The 13,705-nt window shown below is 73.5% G+C and carries 14 protein-coding genes; 3 read left to right on the forward strand and 11 right to left on the reverse strand.

What is annotated here, in order from left to right; translation table 11 throughout:
- Positions 1–10: 10 nt before the first annotated feature.
- Positions 11–2,476, reverse strand: coding sequence for a helicase C-terminal domain-containing protein (locus GTY67_RS19575; protein ID WP_161279507.1), 2,466 nt, complete (start codon positions 2,474–2,476; stop codon positions 11–13).
- A gap of 54 nt (positions 2,477–2,530) precedes the next feature.
- Between GTY67_RS19575 and GTY67_RS19580 the strand changes: the two genes are divergently transcribed.
- Positions 2,531–3,949: a hypothetical protein gene (locus tag GTY67_RS19580; RefSeq protein ID WP_161279508.1), complete on the forward strand. Its 1,419-nt coding sequence runs from the start codon at positions 2,531–2,533 to the stop codon at positions 3,947–3,949.
- A gap of 18 nt (positions 3,950–3,967) precedes the next feature.
- On the opposite strand, the gene GTY67_RS19585 is transcribed toward GTY67_RS19580, so the two are convergent.
- Genes GTY67_RS19585 through GTY67_RS19600 form a run of 4 tightly spaced genes read right to left on the reverse strand, consistent with a single transcriptional unit; the run spans position 3,968 to position 7,973 of the window.
- Entirely contained in the window at positions 3,968–4,963 is a 996-nt protein-coding gene (locus tag GTY67_RS19585; RefSeq protein WP_161279509.1) for an iron-siderophore ABC transporter substrate-binding protein, read from the reverse strand.
- 3 nt (positions 4,964–4,966) lie between these two features.
- Positions 4,967–5,857 carry an ABC transporter ATP-binding protein gene (locus tag GTY67_RS19590; protein ID WP_161279510.1) on the reverse strand — a complete coding sequence of 297 codons (891 nt, stop codon included), beginning with the start codon at positions 5,855–5,857 and terminating at the stop codon, positions 4,967–4,969.
- Positions 5,854–6,924, reverse strand: coding sequence for an iron chelate uptake ABC transporter family permease subunit (locus tag GTY67_RS19595; RefSeq protein ID WP_161279511.1), 1,071 nt, complete (start codon positions 6,922–6,924; stop codon positions 5,854–5,856). The genes GTY67_RS19590 and GTY67_RS19595 overlap by 4 nt, the downstream gene beginning before the upstream one ends.
- The gene (locus GTY67_RS19600) at positions 6,921–7,973 is read right to left on the reverse strand and encodes an iron ABC transporter permease (RefSeq protein ID WP_161279512.1); all 1,053 of its coding nucleotides are present in this window, start codon (positions 7,971–7,973) and stop codon (positions 6,921–6,923) included. Before GTY67_RS19600 ends, GTY67_RS19595 begins: the two co-directional genes overlap by 4 nt.
- Positions 7,974–8,156: 183 nt before the next feature.
- Between GTY67_RS19600 and GTY67_RS19605 the strand changes: the two genes are divergently transcribed.
- A complete protein-coding gene (locus tag GTY67_RS19605) occupies positions 8,157–8,819 on the forward strand; it encodes an HAD family hydrolase (protein WP_161279513.1) in 663 nt (220 codons plus the stop codon).
- A 14-nt stretch (positions 8,820–8,833) separates the two neighbouring features.
- Here GTY67_RS19605 and GTY67_RS19610 read toward each other — a convergent pair whose 3' ends face one another.
- The gene (locus GTY67_RS19610; RefSeq protein ID WP_093694079.1) at positions 8,834–9,139 is read right to left on the reverse strand and encodes a hypothetical protein; all 306 of its coding nucleotides are present in this window, start codon (positions 9,137–9,139) and stop codon (positions 8,834–8,836) included.
- A gap of 59 nt (positions 9,140–9,198) precedes the next feature.
- The gene (locus GTY67_RS19615; protein WP_093694080.1) at positions 9,199–9,438 is read right to left on the reverse strand and encodes a hypothetical protein; all 240 of its coding nucleotides are present in this window, start codon (positions 9,436–9,438) and stop codon (positions 9,199–9,201) included.
- A gap of 194 nt (positions 9,439–9,632) precedes the next feature.
- Between GTY67_RS19615 and GTY67_RS35330 the strand changes: the two genes are divergently transcribed.
- On the forward strand, positions 9,633–10,016 hold the full coding sequence (locus GTY67_RS35330; protein WP_006126557.1) for a cold-shock protein: 384 nt from the start codon (positions 9,633–9,635) through the stop codon (positions 10,014–10,016).
- A gap of 11 nt (positions 10,017–10,027) precedes the next feature.
- Here the strand turns inward: GTY67_RS35330 and GTY67_RS19625 are convergent, their stop codons facing one another.
- The 4 genes from GTY67_RS19625 to GTY67_RS19640 are packed head-to-tail and all read right to left on the reverse strand — an operon-like array spanning position 10,028 to position 13,588.
- Entirely contained in the window at positions 10,028–10,897 is an 870-nt protein-coding gene (locus tag GTY67_RS19625) for a 1,4-dihydroxy-6-naphthoate synthase (protein ID WP_161279514.1), read from the reverse strand.
- Positions 10,887–11,582 (reverse strand): futalosine hydrolase, encoded by a 696-nt coding sequence (locus tag GTY67_RS19630; RefSeq protein WP_161279515.1) that lies wholly within the window; start codon positions 11,580–11,582, stop codon positions 10,887–10,889. The genes GTY67_RS19625 and GTY67_RS19630 overlap by 11 nt, the downstream gene beginning before the upstream one ends.
- A 53-nt stretch (positions 11,583–11,635) precedes the next feature.
- Positions 11,636–12,115, reverse strand: coding sequence for a DUF2771 domain-containing protein (locus GTY67_RS19635; protein WP_093694083.1), 480 nt, complete (start codon positions 12,113–12,115; stop codon positions 11,636–11,638).
- A gap of 27 nt (positions 12,116–12,142) precedes the next feature.
- The gene (locus tag GTY67_RS19640) at positions 12,143–13,588 is read right to left on the reverse strand and encodes an MFS transporter (protein ID WP_161279516.1); all 1,446 of its coding nucleotides are present in this window, start codon (positions 13,586–13,588) and stop codon (positions 12,143–12,145) included.
- Positions 13,589–13,705 lie beyond the last annotated feature (117 nt).

Here is a 13,705-nt window from a genome sequence, read left to right on the forward strand (position 1 = left end):
GCCCCCGCCCCTACCCCTCTCCGTCCTCCGCCAGCTCCGCCACCCCCGTGATCCGGTGCAGGGCGAAGGTGCGGACCTCGTCGGCTGTGTGGTCGTACGCCGTGACGAAGCCGCCCTCCACGCGGACCGGGGCGATCACGCGTTGGCTGGCCGCGCCCTCCGCGTTGACGTAGCCGATCCAGACCGCGGTGCCTGTCATCGCGGCCGCCTGGATCGTGGCCAGGGTCTCCGCCGAGGTGGTGCGGGGGAGGGAGCCGGAGGTCGTGGTGGACGACGAGGCGGTGTTCGCCGGGTCCTTGCGGACCACTGTGGCGGCCGTGTCGCCCGCGCGGATGGCTCGTACCGCCGCGCCGAGCAGGGTGTCGTCCGGGGTCGGGGGGCCTTCCGGGACGGGGGTGGGAGGGGTGCGGGGCGGGGTGCGGCGGGCTCCGGCTCGGGTGATCAGGACGTCGCCCTCGGCGGATTCGGCGGCGGGGGCGTACCCCATCTCGCGCAGCGCTTCGAGGAGGGCGCCGGGGTCGGCCTGGGAGGCCAGGACCGTGGGGGCCAGGCGGCGCAGGCGCAGGCCCGTGGAGCGGCGGTCGGCCAGGATCTCGTTGAGGACCGCCTCGTCGTCGCAGCGTACGTACGCGGAGGCCGCCCCGATCCGCAGGTGGCCGTGGCGGCGGGCCACGTCGTCGATCAGGTAGCTCAGCGGCTGCGGCACCGGCGTACGGCTGTGCGCGGCCAGGAACGCGTGCAGGTCGGCCGCCGCCTGCCCGGCGTCCAGGGCGCGGCGGACCGAGCCGGGCGTGAAGCGGTACACCGTCGCCCCGCCCTTCGACTCCACGTCCGCCAGGACGGAGAGGGTCTCCGCGAGGGGGCGTTCCAGGGGGCCCGGCGCCACCGCCGTCAGGTCCGCCTGGAGCAGGACGTGGTCCAAGGGTTCGGGGAGGAGCGGGGCCAGGAGGGCGGCCGCCGCCTCCTCTCCCTCGTTCAGGAGTGCGCGGGCCTGCGCGGAGAGCGCACCCCGGCCCGTGATCCCCAGCAGCTCCGACTCGTTCAGCGTCCAGAGCGCCAGGCGGGAGCGGAGGTCCGTCCCCTCCGCGGAGGGCGCCGAACTCCGCAACGGGCGTTCCCAGCGCAGCCGTTGCAGCAGCGTCTCCGGGTCGGGCGCGGTGCCCGGCGGCAGTTCGGCGAAGAGGGCGAGGACCCGGCGCCGTACGTCGGGGGCCGCCGAACGGTCCAGCTCGGGGCCGAGTGCGGAGAGCGCCCGCCCCTTCGCGTCCTGGCCGCCGACCAGACCCGGCACCCGGGTGGCCGGGAGCCAGGCGGTGGCGAGGTGGGTCCAGCGGTCCTGGGCGGAGAGGTCCAGCCACTCGTCGTACGCGGGCGTGGGCGCGTACCGCTCGTCCGTCTCACCGTCGGTGGCCAACAGCCCTGCCGCGTAGGCTAGTTCGACCCAGAACGCGGCGATCGGCTCCGTCACCTCCAGCGCGGCCGCCACCCGTTTCAGCTCCCGTACGCTCAGCCCGCCCGCGCGCAGGATCGCCGGGCCGCCGCCGTTCCAGAGCTTCAGCAGCTCCTCGACCGTGGACAGCGCCGTGAACGCCTGCCCGGCCGCCGCTCTGTCCACAGCCTGTGGATCGCGTTCGGCGGCCGTCGCGACGACCGGGGGGACCGGTTCCGGTACGCGGTGCGCGCGCCCGGCGCGCAGATGCAGGGCCGCCTCGCGCGGCAGGACCACCGTCCGCGTCGAGACCGGGAGGAGCAGGCCCCGGTCCCGCAGCCACTTCACGGGCGGGGTGGGGTTCGGGGTGACCTCCCCGTACGGCGGGCCCCACACCAGCCGGTCCAGGACCGACAGCGCCTCCACCGGGGCCGTGTCCAGCAGCTCCGCCATCCGCGTCCGGTCCGTGAAGAGGGCCGAGAGTGCCGCCACCGCCGAGACCGGGTCGTGCGTGGCAGGGAGTCCCGTCGCCGCCAGGATCTCCTGGAGGCGGCCCGGCGACATCCCCGCCGTCGCCTCCGCGACCGTCGGCCCCAGGCCGGTGGGGGAAGGGTGCTGCGGGGACGGGGCCAGCAGCTCGCGGGCCGTACGCACCAGCCGCAGCCGTTCGTCCTCGCCCCAGACCAGGGCCTGTTCGCGCAGTGTCGCCAACGCGCCCGGCAGCGCGGCCGTGACCGCCGCCCCCACGTCGTCGCGCTGCTCGCCGTCGTCCAGCCCGTCGCCGGTGAGGAGCGAGAGCAGCGTGTCGTACGGGGCCGGGTCCGGCGCCACCGCCAGCGCCTCGGCGGTCTGGAGCGCGAACCGGTCCAGGTGCTCCAGCGCGCGGACCACGGAGGCCCTGGTTCCGGCCCTGGTGGCGAGCTGGGTGATGTCGTTCGGCACCGGGTTGAGGAGGTCGGGGCGGGCACGCAGCAGCCCGGCCAGCGATTCGTCGCCCCGGGCGCGCAGGGCTTCGGCGAGCGTGCGCGGTGGTGTGGTCGTCCCCATCCGTCCCACGTTAGCCGCTGAAACGCTACCGTCGGGGCAGGGCCGCAAGAGGGGATGCACCGCGTGGGGATCGAGAGCGACCAGCTCGTCTACGACTACCTGAGCCGGGTCGGCGACCTGGCCCAGCAGCAACAGCTGTCCTCCGGCGCCCGGATGCGGCTCGTGTCGACCCTGCGCGGCGAGATCGACCGCCGCCGCGCGAGCGAGGGCGCGGACTCCCCGGCGGCCGTGCGGCGGATCATCGGCCGCCTCGGGAGCCCGGCCGAACTGGTCAGCGCGGCGGCGGAGTCGGGCGACGGGTCGGTGCCGCTGCCGTCGGCGCGTACGGGGGGCGGTGCGGGCCTTCCCCGGCCCCGGAGCGGGTTCCTCCGCAAGAGCCCGAAGGAGCCGGAGGCGCCGGGGGCTCCGGACGAGCCGAGGCCGGCGTCCGGCCCCGCCTCCGGTCCCGTCCCCGATCCCGGCCCGAAAGCCGGTTCCTGGCGGGGCGCGTCGCGGTGGGGTGCGGGGGGCGGTGCGAGGGCGGGGAGCGGGAGGAGCGGCGACGCGGACGCCGGACGTGCCGAGGCCCGGTTCCGTACGGAGACCGGCTATGCGTCCGACTCCCGTACGGACTTCACGAAGGCCCCCGGCCCTGACTCCCGTACGAACCTCACGAACTACGCGTCCGACTCCCGTACGGACCTCACGAAGAGCCCCGGCGCCGACCCCCGTACAGGGTCCGGTCCCGGAGACCACCCCCGTACGGACTTCACGAAGTCCACCGGCCCCGACGAAGACCTCCCCGCCGACCCCACCCCCTGGCCCCACCCCTCCGCCCCCCACGTCCTCGGCCCCGACCAGCAGAGCAGCGACGACGAGTGGTGGCGCCTGGAGCCCGGGCCCTTCGATGCCGGGACCGCCATCCCCGGGTTCTTCGGCGGCATCGAGGCCCCGGAACTCCTCGGCAGGCGCCCGCAGAAGCCCGACGCCGCCGACAAGGAGGAAGAGGGCGACGGCCTCGACGCGGAAGACACGGAAGAGGGCGACGGCACCGACGAGCAAGAACCCCGCCGCGCCCTCCGCATCCCCCGCCCGCGCCGCCGCAAGCCCGTCGTCGTAGCCGAACCCGTGGTCGCCGCCGCCCCCGCCCGGCGCGGCGGCTTCGCCCACCCCCTGCTGCTCCTGGCCGCCGTGCTGCTCATCGCCGGGGTGGTCACCGGGTCCTGGATCCCGCTCGCGGGCGGCTGGCTCATCGCGTACGGCTCGCGGACCCTCTCCCGTACGGAGGCGAAGTGGGCGGCCCTCGGGCTGCCGGGCGTCGTCGTCGCCGGGGCGCTCGTCTGGGTGTGGGGGCGGGTGGACGGGCGCTGGGGCGAGCCCATCGAGGACGGGGCGCTCCGCGAGGTGCTGGTCGGCGCCTGGCCCGTGGTCGTCCGGGTGGCCGCCGTCGCCTCCGCGCTCTACCTGGTGTGGCGGGCGCGGAGGCGGGCCTGAACCCGAAAAGAAAAGCGGCTACTTCGTCAGGCTGGTCTGGAGCTCGCTCAGGATCTTGTCGGCCGCTGTGTAGCCGATGCCCTGGATCCACAGCTGGTCGTCGACCGCGAAGACCTTGCCGTTCTTGACCGCGTCCATGTTCTTCCACAGGCCGCTGCCGGTGGTCCGGGTCTCCTTGGCCTTCTTCGGGTCGCCGTACGTCGAGTGGAAGACCGCGTCCGCGTCCGCGAGGTCGATCTTCTCGGGGCTGACGTCGTAACTGAACCCGTCCTTCGCCTTGTCCGTGATGGCCGGGCGGCCGAGGCCGACGTCGGCGAGGATCGTGGCGATGTAGTTCTTCCTGCCGTAGATGCGGATGTCCGCGCCCTCGACGAACCGGACCATGTTGACCTCGGTCGCGGCCGCCCTGTCCTTGCCGCCGAGCGCCTTCGTCACATCGGCCACGTGGCGCGCGTAGTCGTCGGTGACCATCTTGGCCTCGGCCTTCTTGTCGAGGGCCTCCGCGTGGACCTGGAAGTTCTCCTTCCAGGGGTAGCCGGTGTTCTCCGTCATCACGGTCGGCGCGATCCTGGAGAGCTCGGCGTACTTGTCGCCGTGCCGGATCTTGCTGGTGAGGATGAGGTCGGGCTCCAGGCCGGCGATGGCCTCCAGGTTCGGGGTCATCATCTGGCCCACGTCCTTGATGCCCGCGACCTGGTCCTTCGGCAGGTAGTTGAGGAAGCCGGACTCCACGTCCGCGTGGGTCGCGCCGACCGGCTTCACGCCGAGGGTGAGGACCGAGTCGAGTTCGGCGGTGTCCAGGACGACGACCCGCTGCGGGGCGGCCGGTACCTTCACGTCGCCCATCGCCGTCTTCACCGTACGAGAAGCCTCGGCGGACCCCTCGGAGTTGGAGCCGGAGTCGGAACCGGACTCCGTCGAGAAGCCGCAGGCGGACAGGGTCAGGGCGGCGGCCACGGTCAGGGACGCGGTGGCGAGCGTACGGGAGCGGTGGCTGAGGGTCTTGGCTGTCATGGCTCAGAGGGCCTTTCCGGGAGTCGGGGCGGAGGCAGCAGGAGCAGGAGCAGGAGCAGGAGCAGGGGTCCAGGGGGCGCCCGGGACGACGAGCGGTGAACCCGTGACCGGGTCCGGGACGATCACCGCCTCCAGGCCGAAGACCTCGCGGACGAGTCCCGCGGTGACGACGTCCCCCGGCCGGCCCTCGGCGACGATCCGGCCCTCCTTCATGGCGACCAGGTGGTCGGCGTACCGGGCCGCCTGGTTGAGGTCGTGCAGCACGGTGACGACGGTACGGCCGCGGGTGCCGTCGGCGGCAGGGGCCGCCAACTGGCGTACCAGGTCGAGGACTTCCACCTGATGGGCGATGTCCAGGTACGTCGTCGGCTCGTCGAGGAGCAGCAGGTCCGTCTCCTGCGCGAGCGCCATCGCGATCCACACCCGCTGGCGCTGCCCGCCCGACAGCTCGTCCACCGACCGGTCGGCCAGCGCCGTCACATCCGTACGGGCCATGGCGTCGGTCACCGCCCGCTCGTCCGCGTCCGACCACTGCTGCCACCAGCTCTGGTGCGGCTGGCGGCCCCGGGCGACGAGGTCGGAGACGGTGATCGCCTCGGGAGCCACCGGGGTCTGCGGGAGCAGGCCGATGGACTGGGCGATGCGCCTGGTCGGTATCCGCGCCAGCTCCGTACCGTCCAGCAGCACCGCCCCGCCGCGCGGCTTCAGCAGCCGGCCGAGGGCGCGCAGGGTGGTGGACTTGCCGCAGGCGTTCGGGCCGACGATGACGGTGACCTGCCCGTCGGGCACGGCGAGGTCCAGCTCGTGGACGACGGTGCGGTCCTCGTACGCGAGGGTCAGGGCGCGGGCCGCCAGCCGAGAGCCGGTCTGCGGTGCATCGGTCGTCGGGGTCATGCGGTGCCTCCACTGCGGCTACGGTGACCGCGGATGATCAGCCAGATCAGGTACGGGGCGCCGACCGCCGCCGTGAGGACGCCCACCGGCAGTTCGGTGGGCGAGAACAGCCTGCGGGCGAGCAGGTCGCCGAGGACGACGATCACCGCGCCCATCAGGGCCGAGGAGACCAGCGGGATCTGTGCCGCACGGGTCATCCGGCGGGCGATCTGCGGGGCGAGCAGCGCCACGAAGTCCACCGGGCCCGCCGTGCCCGTCGCCACGGAGGCCAGGACCACCCCGAGGGCGACGAGTCCGAGCCGTACGCGCCCCAGGCGTACGCCCAGCGCGGTCGCGGTGTCGTCGTCCATCGTGACGGTGCGCTGCGCGCGGGCCGCCCACGCCACGGCGGGCAGCAGGAGCAGCAGCGTCCAGGCGAGCGGGGCGGCCTCCGACCAGCCGCGCCCGTTCAGCGAACCGGTCATCCAGATCTGCGCCTGCTGCGCGACCAGGTAGTCGCCCTTGGTCAGGAACAGCGTGGTCACCGACCGCAGCGCGATCGCGAAGCCGATGCCGATGAGGACGAAGCGGGTGGCGTGCAGACCACCGCGCCAGGCGAAGACGTAGACGAGGGCGGCGGCCGCGATGCCGCCGACGACGGAGAGGTAGGGGAGGAACGCGTACGAGGTGATGCCGAAGGTCATCGCCCCGACCGTGAGCGCGCTCGCGCCCTGGCTGATGCCGATGATGTCGGGGCTGGCGAGCGGGTTGCGGGCCACCGTCTGGATCAGCGCGCCCGCGATCCCGAAGGCCAGGCCCACCAGCAGCCCGACGGTCATGCGGGGCAGCCGGAGCGTGCCCACGACCAGCTCGGCCGAGGACGGCTGCCCGAGGACCACCTTCACGACCTCGCCGGGCGCGACGAAGCTCTCGCCGACACAGAGGTACGCGACGCAGACGGCGGCCAGGAGGACGACGAGGGCGATCGCGACGACGGACGCCCGCCGGTGCAGCAGGAACCGGCCACGCGGCCCGGCCTTCACGACCGAGTACCCGGCGGGCCGGACCCGTACCAGGCTGCCACTCATGCCGGCACCGCCTTCCGGCGTACGAGGGTGACCAGGAACGGCACCCCGATCAGCGCCGTCATCACACCCGCCGGGACCTCGCTCGGCGGGAACACGATCCGGCCGACGACGTCCGAGACGAGCAGCATCACCGGCCCGATCAGCGCGGCCATGGGCAGCACCCAGCGGTGGTCGTTGCCGACGACCGCGCGGGCGATGTGCGGGACGGCGAGCCCGATGAACGCGATCGGCCCGGCGGCGGCCACCCCGACCCCGGTGAGCACGGTCGCCCCGATCCCGCCGACGATCCGGACCATCGCGACGTTCTGCCCGAGCCCCTTCGCCACGTCCTCGCCGAGCGCGAGCGCGTCCAGCCCACGGGCCACCGAGAGCACCAGCACCACCCCCAGCAGCAGGAACGGCCACACCTGCTGGACGACATCCGCCTCCCGCCCCGCGATCGACCCGACCTGCCAGAAGCGGAACTCGTCCAGCGCGGACGCCTTCGTCGTGAGGACCCCCGTCGTCACCGACACCAGCAGCGCGTTGATCGCCGCACCGCCCAGCGCGAGCTTCACCGGGGTCGCGCCGCCGCGCCCGCTGGAGGCGATGGCGTACACGGCGACCGAGGCGACGGCGGCGCCCGCGAAGGCGAACCAGACGTACCCGGTCAGCGTGTGGACCCCCGCGAACGCGATGGCCATCACCACCGCCACCGACGCCCCCTGGCTGATCCCGAGGATGCCGGGGTCGGCGATGGGGTTACGGGTGATCCCCTGGAGCACCGTCCCCGCGAGGGCCAGCGCGGCGCCCACCATGAGGCCGATCAGCGTGCGCGGCACCCGCATCGTGCGGATCACCTCGGCGGCGTCCGAGTTCCCGCCGTGCAGCAGGGCGTCGACCACCTCACCCGGCGGGATGGAGCGCGCCCCGACCGCGAGGCTCAGCAGGACGGCCAGCAGCAGCGCGACGACGGCGGCGGCCGTGGCGGTCGCGCGCCGGGAGAGGCGGGGTGCGCGGGGTATCGGGGGCGCGGCGGCCGGTGCGGGTGCTGGCGCGGGCGCTGACATCTGAACCAATCGGGAGGGACTTCGCGAGGAGGGCTCGCAAGGGTTGCTCGCAGGGATTGCTCGCACGGATTGCTCGCGAGGATTACTAAGGCTTGGCTAAGTGCGGGCTCAGTCTAGGCGGCAGGGGTTCGGCCGGGGACGGGGGTGGGCCGGTCCGCCGGGCCCCTCGGCACAATGGTCCCCATGGCTTCCACGGCTTCGAGCCCCCACACGGTCCTGCCCACCGCCCCCCTCACGGTCGGCTTCGACCTCGACATGACCCTCATCGACTCCCGGGCCGGTATCGCCGCCACCTACCGGGCCCTCTCCGCGGAGACGGGCGTCCCCATCGACGACGCCCTGGTGGTGAGCCGGATCGGCCCGCCGCTGGAGGAGGAGCTGGCGCACTGGTTCCCGGCCGAGGAGGTGGCCGCCGCGGGCGACCGCTACCGGGCGCTCTACCCCGACCACGCGATAGCGCCGAGCATCGCCCTCCCCGGGGCGCGGGAGTCCGTGGACGCGGTGCGGGCGCTCGGCGGCCGGGCGATCGTGGTGACGGCGAAGTACGAGCCGAACGCCAAGCTGCACCTGGCCCACCTCGGGATGGAGCCGGACTCGGTGATCGGCTGGCTCTGGGCCGAGGCCAAGGGCGAGGCGCTGAAGGAGCACGGGGCGCAGGTGTACGTGGGCGACCACGTCGGGGACGTACGCGGGGCGCGCGCGGCCGGGGCGCTGTCGGTCGCCGTGACGACGGGCCCGTGCAGCGGGCAGGAGCTGCGGGCGGCGGGCGCGGATGTGGTGCTGGCGGACCTGACGGAGTTCCCGGCCTGGCTGCGGGCGTTCGAGGCGGACCGCACGGCGGCCTGAGAACTCCCAGCCCCCTACCGCCCGTCGGTCACCCGGTCCATCACCCAGTCCAGACCGTGCGGCCCGGGCTCGTACGACGGTGCCTGCCGCCAGACCTCGCTGAACCCCTCGACGAGGGCGGACCGGGCGTCCGCGCCCTCCGGCAGCCGGGACCGCAGCAGCTCCAGCAGGAGCGGGGCGAGCAGGTCGTAGAGCTGACCGAGCGCGTCACGGCTGCCGTGGGCGATCTGTACGAGGAGGTCGTCGACGTGCGCTGTGGCCCGGCCCGGAACGTCACAGGCTGCGGGATGGACCGGAAGGGCGTGCCCTGCGTGCTTCACGCGACCGAGCCTAACCATCCCGGACGACCGGCGTGATCCGGACGAAAGATCCAAGGACCCTAGCCGCGGCTCGCCGCCCGCTTGGGGGAGCTCAGCCAGACCGAGCGCACGACGCCCGCCCCGGCGATCAGGAAGCCGACGCCCATGAACATGCAGACCCCGTACGCGATCGGGGGGAACGGCTCCGTACCGAGGAAGAGCGGGGCGACCGTGACCAGAGTGGCCAACGCGCCGATGAAAAAGACGATCGCGCCGACCTGAACGAGCCGGTCGCCGGCGCCTGAAGGAGTAGTGGTCACCCCACCAGGGTAGTTCCCTGCCCGGAGGAACACTCCGGCGACGTCTTGTCACCGGACGCAGGGCCATTAGCCTTGGACCAGGCGGGTCACGGTGACCCGCTGTACTGCTATCCGGAGCCGTTGTCCGTTGTCGAGTGTTCGGTGTCGGGCACGGCTCTTTCCGCACATTGACGAGTACGAGGACGGGGACAGACGTGCCCACCGGCAAGGTGAAGTGGTTCAACAGCGAGAAGGGCTTCGGCTTCCTCTCCCGCGACGACGGCGGCGACGTCTTCGTGCACTCGTCGGTACTCCCTGCCGGGGTCGACGCACTCAAGCCCGGCCAGCGTGTGGAGTTCGGCGTGGTCGCGGGCCAGCGCGGTGACCAGGCCCTGTCCGTGGTGGTCCTCGACCCCACCCCGTCCGTCGCGGCCGCCCAGCGCCGCAAGCCGGACGAGCTGGCGTCGATCGTGCAGGACCTGACGACGGTCCTGGAGAACATCACGCCCCAGCTGGAGCGCGGCCGCTACCCGGACAAGGCCGCGGGCGCGAAGATCGCGGGCCTGCTGCGCGCGGTCGCGGACCAGCTGGACGTGTAGTCGGCGGACTCTCAGGGTGCTGCGGGGAACGCCAGCGCGTCCGGGCCGAGGGGCGGTACGAGTCCCTCGGCCGCGGCGCGGGTGAGCAGGCCGCGGACCGCGGCGTAGCCGTCCTCGCCGAGGTCGGCGGTGAACTCGTTCACGTACAGGCCGATGTGCTGGTCGGCGACGGCCGGGTCCATCTCCTGGGCGTGCTCCTGGACGTACGGCCGCGAGACCTCGGGGTGGTCCCAGGCCATCCGGACCGAGACGCGGATGGTGTCGGCCAGGCGGCGCAGGGTCTCCTCGCCCAGGGAGCGCTTGGCGATGATCGCGCCGAGGGGGATGGGCAGGCCGGTGGTGTCCTCCCAGTGGCGTCCCATGTCGGCCAGGTTGTGCAGCCCGAAGGTGTGGTACGTGAAGCGGGCCTCGTGGATGACGAGGCCCGCGTCGACCTTTCCGTCCCGGACCGCCGGCATGATCTCGTCGAACGGCATGACGACGACCTCGCCGACCCCGCCCGGGACCATCTCCGCCGCCCAGAGCCGGAACAGCAGGTACGCCGTGGAGCGCTCGCTCGGGACGGCGACGGTCCGGCCCGTCAGATCGAGGCCCAGCTCCTTGGTGAGGACGAGCGGGCCGCAGCCCCGGCCCAGCGCCCCGCCGCAGGGCAGGAGCGCGTACTCCTCCAGCACCCAGGGCAGGACCGCGTACGACACCTTCAGGACGTCCAGCTCGCCGCGCTCGGCCATGCCGTTGGTGATGTCGATGTCCGCGAAGGTCACGGCCGGCGCGGGCGCGCCGGGGACCCGGCCGTGGGCCCAGGCGTCGAAGACGAACGTGTCGTTGGGGCAGGGCGAGAAGGCGATCTCGATCGGGCCGGGGTGCGCTTCAGTGGTCATGCCGGTTCCAACCTTCCAGTACGGGTGCCGTCTTCCCGAACGCCGCTGTGAGCGCCGCCAGCGCGTCGCCGATGCGCCAGGCGTCCCGGTCGCGGGGGCCGACGGTGTTCGAGACTGCCCGCACCTCCAGGACGGGCACCCCGGCCCGCTCGGCCGCTTCCGCCACCCCGAACCCCTCCATCGCCTCGGCCAGCGCGCCCGGGTGCGCGGCGAGCAGGGCGGCGGTGCGGGCGGCGGTGCCGGTCACGGTGGAGACGGTGAGGACGGGGCCGGGCGCGGCGCCGGTGGCCGACGCCACCTCCCGTACGAGCGCGGGCGGCGGCGTGAAGCGGTCCCGGCCGAAGCCGAGCGCGGTGACGGGGAGAAAGCCGTCCGGGGTCTCGGCGCCCAGGTCGGCCGCGACGATGTCGCTCGCCACGACGAGCGAGCCGAGGGGGGCGGCGGGGGCGAACCCGCCGCCGATCCCGGCGGAGACGACGAGCCCGTACGGTTCCGGGGGCGACGCGAGGGCGAAAGCCGCCGCCGCCGCTGCCGCCGCCGGGCCCGCCCCGCCCGCCAGGACGTCGAACGCGCCGCTGCGGTGCAGCTCGGCCCCCGGCAGGGTGAGGGTCTCGTCGGTACCCCCGAACGCACGCGTGACCGCGTCCCGTTCCACCGGGACAGCGGTCACGACGAGCACACGCACAGGGAGAGCCTCAGGGCCTCAGGAGGGACAGGGGACGCCGGTCAGGACGTGGGTCAGGACGTCTTCTTGAGCTCGAACTGCCAGATGCCGGTGAGCTTCTTGCCGTTCGTCTCGACGATGGAGACGTTCGTCTTGCTGGCGGGCTCGCCCGTCTGGCTGGCGAAGAAGGCGCTGCCGGGGATCGTCCGGTAGGTCTTCTTGAACGGCTCCTGCTCGGCCTGCTGGCCGTTGATGAAGAGCGTCCAGCCGTGGTCGGCGATCTCGGGGTCGACGCCGAAGCGGACCTTGTCGTCCATCGCGACCTCGATGGTCTTGTCGGCCTTCTTGTTGAGGCAGCCCTGGATCAGCGACTCCTTGATCGCCTCACCGTCGTTGTAGCAGGCCGCCTCGGTGTTCACCGACGTCGTGCCGACCGTCACGGTGGCGAGCGGCGTCGGCTTGTCGCAGGCGGACAGGACAAGGAGTCCCGCGGACACGGCACCAAGAGCGACGCCGATACGACGGCCCTTACCGGAGAAGAACGCAACGGTCATGGGCCGAAGGCTATCGGTCGCGTCCGCTCACGCCACGCGGGGGTGCGGCGAGCCGCGCCGCGCGGCCCCCAGGAGACCCCGTACGGACGTGGCCGCGCCGAGGGCGAGGATGCCCGCGGCGACCGACATGCCGAGCACCGCGTTGAGCGGCAGCGCGATCCCGATGCCGCCGCCGACCACCCACGCCATCTGGAGCAGCGTCTCCGACCGGGCGAAGGCGGAGGTGCGGACCTCCTCGGGGACGTCCCGCTGGATCATCGCGTCCAGCGACAGCTTGGACAGGGCCTGGGTGAACCCGGCGACCGCGCCGAGCGCGGCGACCGCCGCGGTGGAGAAGAAGACCGCGGCGAGGACCGCCGTGCCCAGGGCGAGCCCCAGCACCGTCGCGATGATCACCTCGGGCCCGCGCGCCCGGAGCCAGGCGCCCACCGCCGTACCGCAGGCGTTTCCGACGCCTGCCGACACGCCGACGATGGCGAGCGAGACCGCCGCGCTCTGGCCGCCCATGGGGTGCTCGCGCAGCAGGAAGGCCAGGAAGAAGATCAGGAAGCCGGAGAGGGCCCGGTGCGCCGCGTTGGCCTGGAGGCCGTGGAGCACCGACCCGCCGACGGACCGGAGGCCGGGCGGGCGCTCCTTGGGCGGCTTCTCCCCGTTGCCCTTCTTGGTGCGTTGCTGTTTCCGGTCGACGGGGCGGCGTACGGGCTCCGGGAGGTGGGGGAGGTGGGGGTGATCCTGCGGGTCGATCAGGCGGGCCCGGCGCTCGCCCTTGGCGGAGTCGACCTTGGGCGGCATCGTGAAGGCGAGGAAGGTGCCCACGATGAAGATCGCGCAGGCCCCGTAGAGCGGCCACGCGGAGCCGACGGTCTGGAGGCCGGCCCCGATCGGGGCCGCCACCCCCGTGGCGAGCAGCCCCGCCAGGGTGACCCGTGAGTTCGCTTTGACCAGGGAGAACTTCGGTGGCAGCAGCCGTGGCACGACCGCGCTGCGCACCACCCCGTACGCCTTCGAGGAGACCAGCACCCCCAGCGCCGCCGGGTACAGCTCCAGGCCGCCGGTGGCGACCGCCCCCGACATGGTGATGGCCAGCAGGGCGCGGGCCAGCATCGCGCCCGCCATCGCGGCCCGGCGGCCGTGCGGCAGCCGGTCCAGCAGCGGGCCGATCACCGGGGCCAGCAGGGTGAAGGGGGCCATGGTGATCGCGAGGTAGAGCGCGACCCGCCCGCGCGCCTCGTCCGTCGGGACGGAGAAGAAGACCGTGGAGGCGAGGGCGACGGTGATCATGACGTCACCGGCGCCGTTCACCGCGTGCAGTTCGATGAGTTTGCCGAGCCCGGATTCCCCGGCTCCATGGGCGTGCGTCGCCTTGCGGATTCCGCGCGCCGCACCGGTGAACGGGGAGCGCAGGGCACGACCTGTCGCCCGTCCCGCCCTGCGGAGCGGGCCGGGACCGTCGTGCGACCTGGCGGCAGTCACCCCGTCATAGTGCCCCAACCCTGGCCGGTATGAACGGTGATCGGCTACGGACTCGCACGTGACGCCCTGTCGGACCAGTGCGGCCGGGCGGCCGGAGCACCAGGGGAGGACGGGGCC

Origin of the sequence: Streptomyces sp. SID8374 (assembly GCF_009865135.1) — a bacterium.
Lineage (GTDB): Bacteria > Actinomycetota > Actinomycetes > Streptomycetales > Streptomycetaceae > Streptomyces.

Coding starts and splice junctions, on each gene's coding strand:
- GTY67_RS19580 (WP_161279508.1), top strand. CDS start 2,531: ATGCACCGCGTGGGGATCGAGAGCGACCAGCTCGTCTACGACTACCTG.
- GTY67_RS19575 (WP_161279507.1), bottom strand. CDS start 2,476: ATGGGGACGACCACACCACCGCGCACGCTCGCCGAAGCCCTGCGCGCC.
- GTY67_RS19625 (WP_161279514.1), bottom strand. CDS start 10,897: ATGACCACTGAAGCGCACCCCGGCCCGATCGAGATCGCCTTCTCGCCC.
- GTY67_RS19595 (WP_161279511.1), bottom strand. CDS start 6,924: ATGAGTGGCAGCCTGGTACGGGTCCGGCCCGCCGGGTACTCGGTCGTG.
- GTY67_RS19605 (WP_161279513.1), top strand. CDS start 8,157: ATGGCTTCCACGGCTTCGAGCCCCCACACGGTCCTGCCCACCGCCCCC.
- GTY67_RS19600 (WP_161279512.1), bottom strand. CDS start 7,973: ATGTCAGCGCCCGCGCCAGCACCCGCACCGGCCGCCGCGCCCCCGATA.
- GTY67_RS19635 (WP_093694083.1), bottom strand. CDS start 12,115: ATGACCGTTGCGTTCTTCTCCGGTAAGGGCCGTCGTATCGGCGTCGCT.
- GTY67_RS19590 (WP_161279510.1), bottom strand. CDS start 5,857: ATGACCCCGACGACCGATGCACCGCAGACCGGCTCTCGGCTGGCGGCC.
- GTY67_RS19585 (WP_161279509.1), bottom strand. CDS start 4,963: ATGACAGCCAAGACCCTCAGCCACCGCTCCCGTACGCTCGCCACCGCG.